At 71.0% G+C, this 14,552-nt stretch carries 13 protein-coding genes and 1 pseudogene; 5 read left to right on the plus strand and 9 right to left on the minus strand.

Translation table 11 applies throughout. The features are described from left to right. Nucleotides 1–41: 41 nt before the first annotated feature. Nucleotides 42–581, minus strand: a complete 540-nt coding sequence (locus tag AB0I16_RS22240; RefSeq protein WP_363251201.1) for an acyl-CoA thioesterase — start codon at nucleotides 579–581, stop codon at nucleotides 42–44. A gap of 138 nt (nucleotides 582–719) precedes the next feature. After that, a pseudogene (locus AB0I16_RS22245) lies at nucleotides 720–977 on the minus strand (acyl-CoA thioesterase); the annotation flags it as partial. 129 nt (nucleotides 978–1,106) lie between these two features. Between AB0I16_RS22245 and AB0I16_RS22250 the strand changes: the two are divergent. Then, entirely contained in the window at nucleotides 1,107–2,441 is a 1,335-nt protein-coding gene (locus tag AB0I16_RS22250; protein WP_363251202.1) for an LCP family protein, read from the plus strand. Nucleotides 2,442–2,571: 130 nt separating this feature from the next. After that, entirely contained in the window at nucleotides 2,572–3,711 is a 1,140-nt protein-coding gene (locus AB0I16_RS22255) for a dipeptidase (RefSeq protein WP_363251203.1), read from the plus strand. A gap of 26 nt (nucleotides 3,712–3,737) precedes the next feature. On the opposite strand, the gene AB0I16_RS22260 is transcribed toward AB0I16_RS22255, so the two are convergent. Continuing rightward, entirely contained in the window at nucleotides 3,738–4,100 is a 363-nt protein-coding gene (locus AB0I16_RS22260) for a VOC family protein (RefSeq protein WP_363251204.1), read from the minus strand. Between the two features lie 125 nt (nucleotides 4,101–4,225). Here AB0I16_RS22260 and AB0I16_RS22265 point away from each other — a divergent pair, with 125 nt between their 5' ends. After that, nucleotides 4,226–4,750 (plus strand): CGNR zinc finger domain-containing protein, encoded by a 525-nt coding sequence (locus AB0I16_RS22265; protein ID WP_363251205.1) that lies wholly within the window; start codon nucleotides 4,226–4,228, stop codon nucleotides 4,748–4,750. A gap of 13 nt (nucleotides 4,751–4,763) precedes the next feature. Here the strand turns inward: AB0I16_RS22265 and AB0I16_RS22270 are convergent, their stop codons facing one another. Continuing rightward, nucleotides 4,764–6,107 (minus strand): UDP-glucose/GDP-mannose dehydrogenase family protein, encoded by a 1,344-nt coding sequence (locus AB0I16_RS22270; RefSeq protein ID WP_363251206.1) that lies wholly within the window; start codon nucleotides 6,105–6,107, stop codon nucleotides 4,764–4,766. Nucleotides 6,108–6,305: 198 nt separating this feature from the next. On the opposite strand from AB0I16_RS22270, the gene AB0I16_RS22275 reads away from it, so the two are divergent. Continuing rightward, entirely contained in the window at nucleotides 6,306–7,463 is a 1,158-nt protein-coding gene (locus AB0I16_RS22275; RefSeq protein ID WP_363251207.1) for an acyl-CoA dehydrogenase, read from the plus strand. A gap of 821 nt (nucleotides 7,464–8,284) precedes the next feature. On the opposite strand, the gene AB0I16_RS22280 is transcribed toward AB0I16_RS22275, so the two are convergent. Genes AB0I16_RS22280 through AB0I16_RS22290 form a run of 3 tightly spaced genes read right to left on the minus strand, consistent with a single transcriptional unit; the run spans nucleotide 8,285 to nucleotide 11,227 of the window. Beyond that, nucleotides 8,285–9,469 carry a dipeptidase gene (locus AB0I16_RS22280; protein ID WP_363251208.1) on the minus strand — a complete coding sequence of 395 codons (1,185 nt, stop codon included), beginning with the start codon at nucleotides 9,467–9,469 and terminating at the stop codon, nucleotides 8,285–8,287. A gap of 4 nt (nucleotides 9,470–9,473) precedes the next feature. Continuing rightward, complete coding sequence (purE, locus tag AB0I16_RS22285; RefSeq protein WP_363251209.1) at nucleotides 9,474–10,031, minus strand: 5-(carboxyamino)imidazole ribonucleotide mutase; 558 nt, start codon at nucleotides 10,029–10,031, stop codon at nucleotides 9,474–9,476. Further along, nucleotides 10,028–11,227, minus strand: a complete 1,200-nt coding sequence (locus AB0I16_RS22290; protein ID WP_363251272.1) for a 5-(carboxyamino)imidazole ribonucleotide synthase — start codon at nucleotides 11,225–11,227, stop codon at nucleotides 10,028–10,030. The genes purE and AB0I16_RS22290 overlap by 4 nt, the downstream gene beginning before the upstream one ends. A gap of 111 nt (nucleotides 11,228–11,338) precedes the next feature. Here AB0I16_RS22290 and AB0I16_RS22295 point away from each other — a divergent pair, with 111 nt between their 5' ends. Next, nucleotides 11,339–11,854, plus strand: coding sequence for a GtrA family protein (locus AB0I16_RS22295; protein ID WP_363251210.1), 516 nt, complete (start codon nucleotides 11,339–11,341; stop codon nucleotides 11,852–11,854). Between the two features lie 34 nt (nucleotides 11,855–11,888). Here the strand turns inward: AB0I16_RS22295 and AB0I16_RS22300 are convergent, their stop codons facing one another. Further along, nucleotides 11,889–13,157, minus strand: a complete 1,269-nt coding sequence (locus tag AB0I16_RS22300; protein WP_363251211.1) for an ATP-binding protein — start codon at nucleotides 13,155–13,157, stop codon at nucleotides 11,889–11,891. A 357-nt stretch (nucleotides 13,158–13,514) separates the two neighbouring features. Next, entirely contained in the window at nucleotides 13,515–14,192 is a 678-nt protein-coding gene (locus AB0I16_RS22305) for a response regulator transcription factor (RefSeq protein ID WP_363251212.1), read from the minus strand. Between the last annotated feature and the right edge of the window lie 360 nt (nucleotides 14,193–14,552).

Here is a 14,552-nt window from a genome sequence, read left to right on the forward strand (position 1 = left end):
CCCCCGGCACCCCCACAGAGGGGCGCCGGGGCCGCTGTACGTCACTCGTCCGGGCGCTGCTCCCGCAGCTCTCGGATCGCGCGGCGCCGTGCGAGTCGATGCGTGCGCCTGATCTGCGCCTCTTGAAAGCGTCGCTCATTCCGTTCCGAGTCCGGAACCACCGGCGGCACCGTGCGGGGCTTGCCGTCCGCGTCGACGGCCGCGAAGACGAGGTAAGCCGAACCGACCTGCTGCGCCGGCGTCGACTCGTTCCAGCGTTCGGCCATCACGCGTACGCCGATCTCCATTGACGTGCGCCCTGTCCAATTGCACTGCGCGTGCACGTGGACAAGATCGCCAACGCGGACCGGCTCCAAGAACACCATTTCGTCCATGGACGCAGTCACCGCCGGGCCGCCCGAGTGGCGCCCCGCCACGGCCCCGGCCGCGTCGTCCACGAGTTTCATGATCACGCCGCCGTGCACCGTACCGAGGAGGTTCGTGTCACCCGCAGTCATGATGGTGCTCAACGTGGTGCGCGAGGCCGCGGTCGGCTTGCCGGGAAGCTCGTTCCCGGCCCCTATGGGTGCGTGATCAGTCATGGAACCAGCCTAAACGCCCGGGTACGCACCCTCGCGCGTCATACGGCGAGGCCCCGACGCACTGACCGTGCGCCGGGGCCTCCCGGTTCCCTGCGACCCATCCGCGCTGGTCAGCGTTGTTTATGTCTTAGGGGATCAAACGTGCACCAGGTCCCCGACGCGGACCGGTTCGAGGAAGGCCATCTCGTCCATGGACGCGGTGACCGCGGGGCCGCCCGAGTGCCGGCCGGCGACGGCTCCCGCCGCGTCGTCCACCAGCTTCATGATCACACCGCCGTGCACCGTGCCGAGGAGGTTGGTGTCGTTGTGGGTCATGATGTGGCTGAGCGTGGTGCGGGACGCCGAGGTCGGCTTACCCGGAATGTCTGATTCCGGATTGGTGGCCTGATCTGTCATGCCCTCCACCCTATGCCGGGCCCGCCGCGGCCCACGCGGGGGCCGCTTTGCATCAGCTCTGCAACAGCCCTGGCCCGAAATCCCGACCGCCCTGTGAGCCGCGCGGTCGCGCACTGCACACTGGGCCACATGAGCGATTGGCCAGACGATCAGGCGGGCGGCCGCGGGTACGGCCGCGGCAGCGGGAACCCCCGGCCCGACGGTGCCCGCGTGATGCGGCACGTCCAGCGCGGCCGGCCCTCGCAGCCCGCGGGCCCGCCGCCCGGCGGCATCCCGCAGCAGTCCGGTTACGACGAGCCGCACGGCAACGGCGGCGCGTACGGCGACGCCCGCGACGACGTCTTCGAGCCGCGCGGCCCCCACCGGCGGGAGCAGCAGGGCCAGGGCTACGACAGCGGCTACAACACCGGCCAGGTCTACGGCGGCGGACAGGGCGGCCGGGGCGGCGGTGCCGGGCAGCCGCCGCGCGCCCCGCGCCCCGCGCCGAACTGGCGCCGCCGCATCAAGATCGGCTCCATCACCGTGGTCTCGGTGCTCGTCGTGACGACGGTCGCCACGTACTTCTGGGCGGACGGCAAGCTCAAGCGCGAGGTCGACCTCTCCAAGGTCATCGAGCGGCCCGACGGCGGGGACGGCACCAACTACCTGATCGTGGGCTCCGACAGCCGCGAGGGCATGTCCGACGAGGAGAAGAAGAAGCTCCACACGGGCTCGGCCGACGGCAAGCGCACGGACTCGATGATGATCCTGCACGTCGCGGACGACGGCGGGAACACGATGATCTCGCTCCCCCGCGACTCGAACGTCACGATCCCCTCCTTCAAGGGCGCCGAGTCCGGCAAGCTCTACCCGAACCAGGGCCGCCAGACGAAGCTCAACGCGGCGTACGCGGAGGACGGCCCCGAACTCCTCGTGCGGACCGTGGAGTACAACACCGGGCTGCGGATCGACCACTACGCCGAGATCGGCTTCGGCGGCTTCGCCGAGATCGTGGACGCGGTCGGGGGCGTCGAGATGGACATCCCCCAGGGATTCAAGGACAAGAAGTCCGGCGCCGACTTCGAGGCGGGCAAGCAGACCCTCAACGGCGAGGAGGCCCTGGCCTTCGTCCGCACCCGGTACGCGCTCAAGGGCAGCGACCTGGACCGCACCAAGAACCAGCAGAAGTTCCTCGCGGCCCTCGCCAACCAGGCGGCGACGCCCGGCACGGTCATGAACCCGTTCAAGCTCTACCCGACGATGAGCGCGGGCCTGGACACGCTGATCGTCGACAAGGACATGGACCTGATGGACGTGGCGTCCATGTTCTGGGCGATGAAGGGCGTCACCGGCGGCGACGGCAAGTCCATGAACATGCCGCTCGCGGGCTCGGTCGGCGGCAACCTCCTCTGGGACAAGGCGAAGGTCAAGCAGCTCGTCGAGCAGCTCAACAACGACGAGAAGGTGACCGTCTCGGGCGACTGAGCCCGCCTACGAGGCAACGGCGGGCGTTCCGGGGGCCGGTGTACCCCGAACGCCCCGCCCGCCGAGAACCCCCGGCTCCGGCGTGTCACGGTGGTGCAGACCTGCCACCGCGATCTCCGGAGCCCCTGTCATGGCGGATCTACAGGACGAACTCGACCCCACCGGCGAGGCCGCGGGAATGGAGCCGCTCCCGGACCCGGCCGGCTTCCTCCCCGAGATCCCCGAACCGCTCCCCGTACCGGATCTGGAGGGGCCGCCCGTCTCGGCACCGGAGTCACGCGCGCGTGCCCTCCTCGACGCGCACCCCGTCGCCGACGGCTACAGCGGTCTCCCGTGGACGCTCCGCGAGCTGCCCTGGCACGACTTCGAGACGGGCGACAGCGGCCTGCAGAGCGACATCCCCCGGCTGCGCGCGGGCGGCGTCGGCGCCCAGTTCTGGTCGGTGCACGTGCCCGAGGGGCTGAGCGGTGACCGGGCCGTCGCGGAGACCCTGGAGCAGATCGACTTCGTCCAGCACCTCGTCCGCGCCCACCCCGAGGGGCTGCGGCTCGCCCGCGACGCATCGGAGGCCGCCGACGCGCGCAACTGCGGGCGCATCGCGACGCTGATCGGTCCGGCATGCGCCGCCGCGCTCGGCGACTCGCTCGGCACGCTGCGCGCGCTGCGCACCCTCGGCCTGTGCGCGGTCACGCTCTCCGGTACGTCGTGGGCGGGGCCCGGCGGTCTCACCGCCTTCGGCGAGGAGGTCGTACGGGAGATGAACCGGCTCGGGGTGCTCGCGGACCTCTCCGGTGCCTCCGAGGCGACGGCGCGGCGGGCCCTCGCGGTCTCCAAGGCCCCGGTGCTCTTCACCCGCTCAGGGGCGCGGGCCGTGCGCGAGCACCCGGGGAACCTCCCGGACGACCTGCTCGCGGCGGTGGGCGCCGCCAAGGGGCTGTGCCTGGTGCCGCTCGCGGTCGAGCAGACGGGCGGCTCGGTCGGCGACGTCGCGGACCACCTCGACCAGGTACGGCGCGTCGCGGGCCGGGAGTGCGTGGGCCTCTCCGGTACGTACGACACCCCGCACCCGCACCCGGAGGGTCTGGCCGACACCACCGGGTACCCGCGGCTGATCGCCGAACTGTTCGAGCGCGGTTGGCCCGAGGCCGACATCGCGCTGCTGACGTGGGGCAACATGCAACGCGCCCTGCGCGACGCGGACTTCACCGCGCGCGCCACGCGGCTGCGCAGGGCGGCGTCGACGGCGCGCAGGGAGCGCCTGGACGGCTGACGCCCGCTCCCGGGGGCCGCGGGTCCTCAGCAGGCGCAGAGGCAGAACGGGTGGCCCGCCGGGTCGGCGTAGACGCGCCAGTTGCGGGCGCGGTCGTCGGCTTCGAGCACCGTGGCGCCGAGCCTCAGGACCTCCTTCTCCGCCGCGTCCATGTCCTCGACCATGAGGTCCAGGTGGAACTGCTGGGAGTTCTCCGGCGCCGGCCACGCCGGCGGTACGAAGCCGGGGGCCTCCTGGAAGGCCAGGGACGTGCCGCCGTGGCCCTCCAGGTCGTACCACCCCTCGTCGCCCTTGCTGGGGGTGCCGCCGATGACGGCGGCGTAGAACTCCGCGAGGGCCAGGGGGTCGGGACAGTCCAGGACGACGGTGCCGAGCTTGGCGAGAGCCATGATTCCTCCAGGGAGAGCATGCGAGCGGGGAGAGCACGCACGAGTGCCGTCGAGCATTACCGCTTGCCCGGCATCAGCCGGTAACCGTTACTCAATGGTCCCGCAGTGGCGGTAACGTCGCAACCATGAATGCCAGAACGCCCGCCCCGGGCGGGCTCGCCCTGGTCCAGGACCTGGTCAACACACTGGACGTGGAGTCGGGCGTGGACGCGCTGGACACGCAGGCGGGACGGAGCGCCTTCGGGCTGGCTCCGGGGGACGTGGCGGCGGCGCGCGAACTGCGGGAGTCCCTGCGGGCGGCCTGCCTCGCCCACGCCGGGCATCCGCCGCACCGGCCGGTGCGGGACCTGACGGGGCTCCTCGCGGCCGGGCCGCTGGTCGTACGGGTCGCGGACGGGACGGGCGCCGCGTCGCTCGCCCCCGCGGACGCGGCCGGCCTCACCTCCCGGGTGGCGGCGGCGATCGCCGAGGGCGTCACCGCGGGCACCTGGCAGCGCCTCAAGGCCTGCGAGGCGACGGACTGCCTCTGGGCCTACTACGACCGCAGCCCCGCGGGCCGCGGCCGGTGGTGCGACATGGCGGTCTGCGGGTCCCGCGCGAAGATGCGGGCGTACCGGGCGCGCAAGGCGAAGCCCGGCGGGGGCTCATGACCCAGGCTCTCGCCTAGGCCGTCGGCCTGCCCATCGCCCGGTAGGTCCAGCCGGCGGCGCGCCAGGCCCCGGGGTCGAGGGCGTTGCGGCCGTCCAGGATGAGCGGGGTCGTCGCCACCGAGGCGAGCTCCGCCGGGTCCAGCTCGCGGAACTCGCGCCACTCCGTGAGGTGCAGGACGACGTCCGCGCCGCGCACCGCCTCCATCGCCGTGTCCGCGTAGCCGAGGGTGGGGAAGAGGCGGCGGGCGTTGGCCATGCCCTTGGGGTCGTAGACCGTGACCTGGCCGCCCTGGAGGTGGATCTGCCCGGCGACGTTCAGCGCCGGGGAGTCGCGGACGTCGTCGGAGTCCGGCTTGAACGTGGCGCCGAGCACCGCGACCCGCTTGCCGAGGAAGGGGCCGCCGCCGAGCGCCTCGCGCGCCATCTCGACCATCTGGCCGCGCCGCCGCATGTTGATGGAGTCGATCTCGCGGAGGAAGGTCAGCGCCTGGTCGGCACCCAGCTCGCCGGCGCGCGCCATGAACGCCCTGATGTCCTTCGGCAGGCAGCCGCCGCCGAAGCCGATCCCGGCCCGCAGGAACTTCTTGCCGATCCGGTCGTCGTACCCGAGCGCCTCGGCCAGCTTCACGACGTCACCGCCCGCGGCCTCGCAGACCTCGGCCATGGCGTTGATGAAGGAGATCTTCGTGGCGAGGAAGGAGTTCGCCGAGGTCTTCACCAGCTCCGAGGTCGGGAAGTCCGTGACGACGAAGGGCGAGCCCTCCGCGATCGGCGTCGCGTACACCTCGCGGAGGATCTTCTCCGCGTGCTCACTGCGTACGCCGACCACGATGCGGTCGGGGTGCAGCGTGTCCTCGACGGCGAAGCCCTCCCGCAGGAACTCCGGGTTCCAGGCCAGCTCCACCTGGTCGCCGGCCGGGGCCAGCTCCGTCAGGCGCTCCGCGAGCCGGTCGGCGCTGCCCACCGGCACGGTGGACTTGCCGACGACGAGCGCCGGCTCGGTGAGGTGCTTGGCGAGGGACTCCAGGGCGCTGTCCACGTAGGACATGTCGCAGGCGTACTCGCCGTGCTTCTGCGGGGTGTTCACGCAGATGAAGTGGACGTCGCCGAAGTCCGCGGCCTCCGCGGGGTCCATCGTGAAGCGCAGCCGCCCGCTGGCGCCGTCGATCCCGGCGACGTGCTTGCGGAGCAGTTCCTCCAGGCCGGGCTCGTACATCGGGACCTCGCCCCGCTGGAGCATCTCGATCTTGTCGGGCACGACGTCGAGACCGAGCACCTCGAAGCCCAGTTCGGCCATGGCCGCGGCGTGTGTGGCCCCGAGATAGCCGGTGCCGATCACGGTGATCCTGAGGGCCATGCGGTGCTCCATGGGTTGCGGGCTGCGGTGCGCGACCGAGCATAGCCGCGCGTGGCCCGGCGCCTCACGGGGCATGTTTCCCGTTGCTTCACCGGGCGGGTCTCCCGTTGTCATCAAGCTCACGTATCCGTGGCGCGGGCTCGCCACTAAAATTCGGGTTACTTAACGGTAATTAGCATCCTTGGAGCGTGAGAGACCTTGGCCGGATCGGCTGATTTCGACCTGTACCGCCCGTCCGAGGAGCACGACATGCTCCGTGACGCGATCCGCTCGCTGGCCGACGCGAAGATCGCGCCGTTCGCCGCCGCCGTGGACGAGGAGGCCCGCTTCCCGCAGGAGGCCCTCGACGCGCTGGTCGCCAACGACCTGCACGCGGTGCACGTACCGGAGAGCTACGGCGGCGCGGGCGCCGACGCGCTGGCCACCGTCATCGTGATCGAGGAGGTCGCGCGCGCCTGCGCAAGCTCCTCGCTCATCCCGGCCGTGAACAAGCTCGGCTCGCTGCCGGTCATCCTCTCCGGCTCCGAGGAGCTCAAGAAGAAGTACATGACGCCGCTCGCCAAGGGCGAGGGCATGTTCTCGTACTGCCTCTCCGAGCCCGACGCCGGTTCGGACGCCGCGGGCATGAAGACCAAGGCGGTCCGCGACGGCGACAGCTACGTCCTGAACGGCGTGAAGCGCTGGATCACCAACGCCGGCGTCTCCGAGTACTACACGGTCATGGCCGTCACCGACCCGACCAAGCGCTCGAAGGGCATCAGCGCCTTCGTCGTGGAGAAGGGCGACGAGGGCGTCTCCTTCGGCGCCCCCGAGAAGAAGCTCGGCATCAAGGGCTCCCCCACGCGCGAGGTCTACCTCGACAACGTCCGCATCCCCGCCGACCGCATGATCGGCGAGGAGGGCACGGGCTTCGCGACCGCCATGAAGACGCTCGACCACACCCGCATCACCATCGCGGCCCAGGCCCTCGGCATCGCCCAGGGCGCGCTGGACTACGCCAAGGGGTACGTCCAGGAGCGCAAGCAGTTCGGGAAGCCGATCGCGGACTTCCAGGGCATCCAGTTCATGCTGGCCGACATGGCGATGAAGATCGAGGCCGCGCGCCAGCTCACGTACGCCGCCGCGGCCAAGTCCGAGCGCGGCGACAAGGACCTCACCTTCCAGGGCGCCGCCGCCAAGTGCTTCGCCTCCGACGTCGCCATGGAGGTCACGACGGACGCCGTCCAGCTCCTCGGCGGCTACGGCTACACCCGCGACTACCCCGTCGAGCGGATGATGCGCGACGCGAAGATCACGCAGATTTATGAGGGCACGAATCAGGTCCAGCGGATCGTCATGGCGAGGAACCTGCCGTAGCTCGGCTGCCCGATCGGGACCGTTCCTAGGCGTCATGCTGGGCGCCTCCTGGGCAGACAGCGGGGGCGGGAACGGCTGCTGAACTGCGCAGACAACACAGCCTCCGGCGCCATGCCGGGGGCTGTTGTCGTATGCGGATCAGGCGACCTCTGACGCCTCCGTCAAGTCATGCGACGGGGCAGGCCAGTTCTGATGTCGTGCGGCTCGGGGAACACGTCACCAGGGCCAGGGAGAGAAACGAGGGGCGTTCGAGATAGAACCCCAACGAGATGTCCGCTCCGGCCTCCTACAGTTCGCTTCCGTCCAGTATCACTGAACCTTCCTGCTCAACTGATCGCGGCCATGGCTGACCGCCGCCGCCCATGTCGGGCGGGAGTTCATGGAGGAGAGGGAGAGACTTCAGCGCCTGGAACCTTGGCCGCGTTCCGCGCAGCGCCAGCACTCGCATGGCGGCCAAGTGCTTGTGAGCAGTGGCGGAAGATCGTCCGTCGTGGCCACGGCTTGCTCCGGCCCCCAGGTCTGCCCTGAGTCGCGAGAAATCGCATGGTCATCAGGGGGCGGTCGGCGAAGAGCCCTGAGCCCGTTCCCTTGCTCATGACGCGTGCGCCTCTGCATGGTGGTGGCGCATCCGTACGTTGGCGTCGGATACGGCGCTGAAGTCGAACGTGGAGCGAGCGTTCTCGCGGGCTACCGATATCGACAGGCAGTCAGCGCAACCGGGTTTGGGTGACGGCTCTGCGATCACGGTTGACGGAACGGGAAACCGCGTAGGGGTGCCGCCCGGTCGGGCGGCACCCCCATCGGCGTAGCGGAGCCGGGAGCTAGCCGTCCAGCTGCTCCAGCGTCGCGATCGACGGGCCCCTGCGGGACTGCTCCTCGCGGGCCACGTCCTCCGCCGCGCCGAGGACGCGGACCGCGTTCTGCCACGTCAGCTTCGCGAGGTCCGGCTTCGACCAGCCGCGGTCCAGGAGTTCCGCGATCAGGTTCGGGTAGCCCGCCACGTCGTCGAGGCCGGACGGGGTGAAGGCCGTGCCGTCGTAGTCGCCGCCGATGCCGATGTGGTCGATGCCCGCCACCTCGCGCATGTGGTCCAGGTGGTCGGCGACCGTGGCCGCCGTGGCGACCGGGCGCGGGTGCGACTCCTCGAAGGCCGCGTGCACCTTCATGGCCTCGGGGGTGGTGTCGAGGTGGTGGAAGCCGTGGGCGCGCATGTTTTCGTCGGCGGCCACGGTCCAGTCGACGGCCGCCTGGAGGACGAACTTCGGGACGAAGGTCACCATCGCCACGCCGCCGTTGGCGGGCAGCCGCTCCAGGACGTCGTCCGGGATGTTGCGCGGGTGGTCGCAGACCGCGTGCGAGGACGAGTGGGAGAAGATGACCGGCGCCGCGGACGTGTCCAGGGCCGCCCGCATCGTCGTGGCCGCCACGTGGGAGAGGTCGACCAGCATGCCGGTGCGGTTCATCTCCCGTACGACCTCGTGGCCGAAGGGCGAGAGGCCGCCGACGCCGGGTTCGTCCGTCGCCGAGTCCGCCCACGCGATGTTGTCGTTGTGCGTGAGCGTCATGTAGCGCACGCCGAGCCTGTGCAGCGCCCGCAGCGTGGCGAGGGAGTTGTTGATGGAGTGGCCGCCCTCGGCGCCCATCAGGGAGGCGATGCGGCCCTGGGAGCGGGCCTCCTCCATGTCCGCCGCCGTCAGCGCGCGGGCCAGGTCGGCGGGGTGGCGGGCGAGGAGCTGCTCGACGCAGTCGATCTGCTCCAGGGTGGCGCTGACCGCCGCGTCACCGGTCAGGTCGGTGCGCACGTACACCGACCAGAACTGCGCGCCGACGCCGCCCGCGCGCAGCCGGGCGATGTCCGTGTGCAGGGCGCCCGTCTGGTCGGCGGCGATGTCGAGGCGGTCGATGTCGTAGCCCGCCTTCTCGCGCAGGGCCCACGGCAGGTCGTTGTGCCCGTCGACCACGGGGTGGTCGGCGAGGAGTGCCCGCGCTTCGTCGAGGGAGGTCACGCGCTCACCGCCCCTGGCCGAAGCCGGAACCGGAGCCCGAGCCGAAACCGAAGCCGGAGCCCGCGCCCTCGACCTTGGTCCGCAGCCGCTTGCCCTTCTCCGTGGCCTGTTCGTTCAGCTCCTGCTGGAACTCGCGCATGCGGCCGAGGAGTTCGGCGTCGTGCGCGGCGAGCATGCGGGCCGCGAGGAGGCCCGCGTTGCGCGCGCCGCCGACCGAGACGGTCGCGACGGGCACGCCCGCCGGCATCTGCACGATGGACAGGAGGCTGTCCATGCCGTCGAGGTACTTCAGCGGTACGGGCACGCCGATCACCGGCAGCGGGGTCACCGACGCCAGCATGCCGGGCAGGTGGGCGGCGCCGCCGGCGCCCGCGATGATCGCCTTGAGGCCGCGGTCCGCCGCCTGCTCGCCGTACGCGATCATCTCGTGCGGCATGCGGTGGGCGGAGACGACGTCGACCTCGTAGGGGATCTCGAACTCGTCGAGGGCCTTGGCCGCGGCCTCCATGACGGGCCAGTCCGAGTCGGAGCCCATCACGATGCCAATGACAGGGGAGGTCATTCGGTGATCGTTCCTCTGAGGTAGCCGGCTGCGTGACGGGCGCGGTCGAGGACCTCGTCCAGGTCGTCGCCGTAGGTGTTGACGTGTCCGACCTTGCGGCCGGGCTTCACGTCCTTGCCGTACATGTGGATCTTGAGCTGCGGGTCGCGTGCCATGCAGTGCAGGTACGCGGAGTACATGTCGGGGTAGTCGCCGCCGAGGACGTTGACCATCACGGTCCACTCGGCGCGCGGGCGCGGGTCGCCGAGCGGCAGGTCGAGCACCGCGCGCACGTGGTTGGCGAACTGCGAGGTGATGGCGCCGTCCTGCGTCCAGTGGCCGGAGTTGTGCGGACGCATCGCCAGTTCGTTGACGAGGATGCGCCCGTCCGGCGTCTCGAACAGCTCGACCGCGAGGTGGCCGACCACGCCCAGCTCCTTGGCGATACGCAGCGCCAGCTCCTGTGCCTGGCCCGCGAGGTCCTCGGAGAGGCCGGGCGCGGGGGCGATCACCGTGTCGCAGACGCCGTCGACCTGCTGGGACTCGACGACGGGGTAGGCGACGGCCTGGCCGTGCGGGGAGCGGACGACGTTCGCCGCGAGTTCGCGCACGAAGTCGACCTTCTCCTCGGCGAGCACCGGGACACCGGCCCGGAAGGGCTCTTCGGCGTCCTCGACGCCGCGGACGAACCACACCCCCTTCCCGTCGTATCCGCCACGTACCGTCTTGAGGATCACGGGGAACCCGTCGCCGCCGTCCGTCGCGCCCTCGGCCGCGAAGGCGGCCACGTCGGCCGCGTCCTTCACGATCCGGTGGCGCGGGCACGGCACGCCGATCGCCGTGAGCCGCTCGCGCATCACGCCCTTGTCCTGGGCGTGCACCAACGCGTCGGGCCCCGGGCGGACGGGGATGCCGTCCGCCTCCAGGGCCCGGAGGTGCTCGGTGGGTACGTGTTCGTGATCGAAGGTGATCACGTCGCAGCCCCGCGCGAACTCGCGCAGCGTGTCGAGGTCGCGGTAGTCGCCGATGACGACTTCACCGACGACCTGCGCCGCGGAATCCTGCGGGGTGTCACTGAGGAGCTTGAATTTCAGGCCGAGGGGGATGCCCGCCTCGTGGGTCATGCGGGCGAGCTGACCGCCGCCGACCATGCCGACTACCGGGAACGTCACACCCCCAGGATATCGGCCGGTCTCGGCCACCCCGCGCGCCGGGATCGGGCGCTGGTTAGCATGGCTGGGTCGACACGACCGAAACACCAATCCGTCGGCACGTACGAGACCGGCACGGAGCGTGCGGTACGACCGACGGGGGCTGGGGCGACGACCATGACGGACCGGGGCATACTGCGGGAGCGCGTGGACCGCCTCACGCGTGAGATCGCCAAGTTCGGGGCCGTGGGAGCGGTCGGCACGCTGGTCAACTTCGGTGTGTTCAACCTCGTACGGCACGTCACCGACCTGCACGTGGTCCGCGCGAGCGTGATCGCCACGCTCGTCGCGATCGTCTTCAACTACGTGGGCTTCCGCTACTTCACGTACAGGGACCGTGACAAGACCGGGCGCACCAAGGAGATGACGCTGTTCCTGCTGTTCAGCGCGGTCGGCCTGGTGATCGAGAACGGCGTGCTCTACGCCGCGACGTACTGGTTCGGCTGGGACGGCAGGCTACAGGCCAACTTCTTCAAGTTCCTCGGCATGGGCATCGCGACCCTCTTCCGCTTCTGGTCCTACCGCACCTGGGTCTTCAAGGCGCTGCCCGTGCGCGAGACCGTCGTCCATGCGGAATCGTTCCTTGAGGAGCAGCGGCAGGACGAGCGGCCCGTGGCGCGCCGCGCGAGCTGACGACCCCTGGGCGCCCGCGTGGCCGCCCCCGCCCTCATCTGACGGTGTCGGCCGACGTCTCGTCCTTCGACGGCGGCGTACGCGACAGGAACAGGCCGAAGACCGGCGGCTTCGTCTGGAGCATCTCCAGTCGGCCGCCGTCCGCCTCGGCCAGGTCCCTGGCCACGGCGAGGCCGATGCCCGTCGAGTTGCGGCCGCTGATGGTCCGCTCGAAGATGCGCGCCCCGAGGTCGGGCGGCACGCCCGGGCCCTCGTCCGTGACCTCGATGACCGCCTGGTTGCCGGTGACGCGGGTGCGCAGGGCGACCGTGCCGCCGCCGTGCATCAGGGAGTTCTCGATCAGTGCCGCGAGGACCTGGGCGACCGCGCCCGGCGTGCCCACGGCCTCCAGGTGCCGCTTGCCGCTGCTGACGATGGCGCGGCCCGCGCTGCGGTAGGCGGGGCGCCACTCCTCGATCTGCTGCTTGATCACCTCGTCCAGGTCGAAGGCGACGGCGGAGCCGGTACGGGGGTCGCGGCTGTTGGTGAGCAGCCGCTCCACGACGTCGGTGAGCCGCTCGACCTGGGCCAGCGCGATCGTCGCCTCCTCCTTGACCGTGTCCAGCTCGTCGGTGACGGCGATCTCCTCCAGGCGCATGGACAGCGCGGTGAGCGGCGTGCGCAGCTGGTGCGAGGCGTCGGCGGCGAGGCGCCGCTCGGCGGTCAGCATCCGGCCGATCCGCTCGGCGGAGGAGTCCAGTACGTCGGCCACGCGGTCCAGCTCCGGTACGCCGTACCGCTTGTGGCGCGGGCGGGAGTCGCCCGAGCCGAGGCGCTCCGCGGTCTCGGCGAGGTCGGTGAGCGGGGAGGCCAGGCGGTTGGCCTGGCGCACGGCGAGCAGTACCGCCGCGACGATGGCGAGCAGGGCCACGGCGGCGATGATCAGCAGGGTGCGGCCGACCTCGCGGGTGATGGCGGCGCGGGGCTCCTGGACGGTGACCTTCTCGCCCTGTTCGCCGGGGGCGCTGGAGCTGATGACGTCGCCCTCGGGGCGGGTGCCGATCTCGATGGTCCTGCGGCCGGGGATGTCGATGCGGGCGTAGCGCTCGGTGGCGATCTGGTCGCGGAGGATCGCGGCGGTGATGCGCTCGTCGCTGATGAGGCGGCTGTCCACGATGCCGGCCAGGCGGAGCGCCTCGGAGTCGACGCGCTCCTGGGCGCTGCTGCTGATCGTGCGGGTCTCCACGATGACCAGGCTCACGCCGAAGACCGCGATGACCACGAGGACGACGGCGAGGGTGCTGTTGATCAGTCGGCGGCGCATCTACCCAGTGTCGCGGATCGATGCTCCTGACGGGGCGCTACCCGGAGCCACCGCAGGCGGCGCGGGCGGCGGGGTGATGGCAGACGCGTCTGCGGGGTCTTCGCCGTTGGCCACCACAGGCTCGTGCCAACTGGTCGCGCAGTTCCCCGCGCCCCTTACGGGGCGCTACCCGCAGCCATCCCAGGCGGCGGGGTGATGGCAGACGCGTCTGCCGGGTCTTCGCCGTCGGCCACCACACGGCCGCGTCGGCTGGTCGCGCAGTTCCCCGCGCCCCTTACGGGGCGCTCCCCGCAGCCGCCCCAGGCGGACGCGGCAGACGCGGGTCACGGGGGACGTTCCGGCGCCCCCGGCGAGACGTCAGCTCTTCTCGAAGCGGAAACCCACACCCCGCACGGTGGCGATGTACCGGGGGTTGGCCGCGTCGTCGCCCAGTTTCTTGCGGAGCCAGGAGATGTGCATGTCCAGGGTCTTCGTGGAGGACCACCACGTCGTGTCCCAGACCTCCCGCATCAGCTGGTCCCGCGTGACGACGCGCCCCGCGTCGCGCACGAGGACCCGCAGGAGGTCGAACTCCTTGGCCGTCAGCTGGAGTTCGTCGTCGCCCATCCAGGCCCGGTGCGACTCGACGTCGATGCGCACGCCGTGCGTGGCCGGCGCCTCCTTCGGCTCGCTCGCGCCGCGCCGCAGCAGGGCCCGGACCCGGGCGAGCAGCTCGGCCAGGCGGAAGGGCTTCGTCACGTAGTCGTCGGCGCCCGCGTCGAGGCCGACGACGGTGTCCACCTCGTCGGCGCGCGCGGTCAGGATGAGGACCGGCACCGTGAGCCCGTCGGCGCGCAGGCGGCGGGCGACCTCCAGGCCGTCCATGCCGGGCAGCCCCAGGTCGAGCACGACCAGGTCGACGCTTCCCTGGAGTCCTGCGTCGAGGGCGGTCGGGCCGTCCTCGCGCACTTCCACCTCGTAACCCTCCCTGCGCAGGGCGCGGGCCAGCGGCTCCGAGATGGACGCGTCGTCCTCGGCGAGCAGTACACGGGTCATGGGGTGATGGTAGTCCGCGGTGGACAACGGGTGTGCGGTGATCGCACAGTGGGGAGCGGACCCTGCGGCTATGGGGCGTGATCCTGAGAAACACCTTTGAATGTGTGCCGTTGGTTGCAGTCAAACCTGTGATCCATCTCTCAAGTCCTTCCATATGCACCCCTGGCGTGTCGTAAGGTGACTCAACGCCTGATGCACTACTCAAGGACCTTTGGCCCACTGTGCGGCCTTGGGTCCTTTTGTGTGCGGGCCGGCTCTGGCCGGCCTCGAAAGGAATGACCTGTGGTCGGGCCCTGCGCGTGACGAAGCGCCAGGGTGTGGATCCCGGAGTCTGCCCGCCCCCTCCCCCGTGTACGGGGG

This window comes from Streptomyces sp. NPDC050703, from assembly GCF_040654435.1.
GTDB lineage: Bacteria > Actinomycetota > Actinomycetes > Streptomycetales > Streptomycetaceae > Streptomyces.

Bases quoted from the DNA above. Each gene is read 5' to 3' on its own strand.
- AB0I16_RS22240 (WP_363251201.1), bottom strand. From the start codon at position 581: ATGACTGATCACGCACCCATAGGGGCCGGGAACGAGCTTCCCGGCAAG.
- AB0I16_RS22250 (WP_363251202.1), top strand. From the start codon at position 1,107: ATGAGCGATTGGCCAGACGATCAGGCGGGCGGCCGCGGGTACGGCCGC.
- AB0I16_RS22255 (WP_363251203.1), top strand. From the start codon at position 2,572: ATGGCGGATCTACAGGACGAACTCGACCCCACCGGCGAGGCCGCGGGA.
- AB0I16_RS22260 (WP_363251204.1), bottom strand. From the start codon at position 4,100: ATGGCTCTCGCCAAGCTCGGCACCGTCGTCCTGGACTGTCCCGACCCC.
- AB0I16_RS22265 (WP_363251205.1), top strand. From the start codon at position 4,226: ATGAATGCCAGAACGCCCGCCCCGGGCGGGCTCGCCCTGGTCCAGGAC.
- AB0I16_RS22270 (WP_363251206.1), bottom strand. From the start codon at position 6,107: ATGGCCCTCAGGATCACCGTGATCGGCACCGGCTATCTCGGGGCCACA.
- purE (WP_363251209.1), bottom strand. From the start codon at position 10,031: ATGACCTCCCCTGTCATTGGCATCGTGATGGGCTCCGACTCGGACTGG.
- AB0I16_RS22295 (WP_363251210.1), top strand. From the start codon at position 11,339: ATGACGGACCGGGGCATACTGCGGGAGCGCGTGGACCGCCTCACGCGT.
- AB0I16_RS22300 (WP_363251211.1), bottom strand. From the start codon at position 13,157: ATGCGCCGCCGACTGATCAACAGCACCCTCGCCGTCGTCCTCGTGGTC.
- AB0I16_RS22305 (WP_363251212.1), bottom strand. From the start codon at position 14,192: ATGACCCGTGTACTGCTCGCCGAGGACGACGCGTCCATCTCGGAGCCG.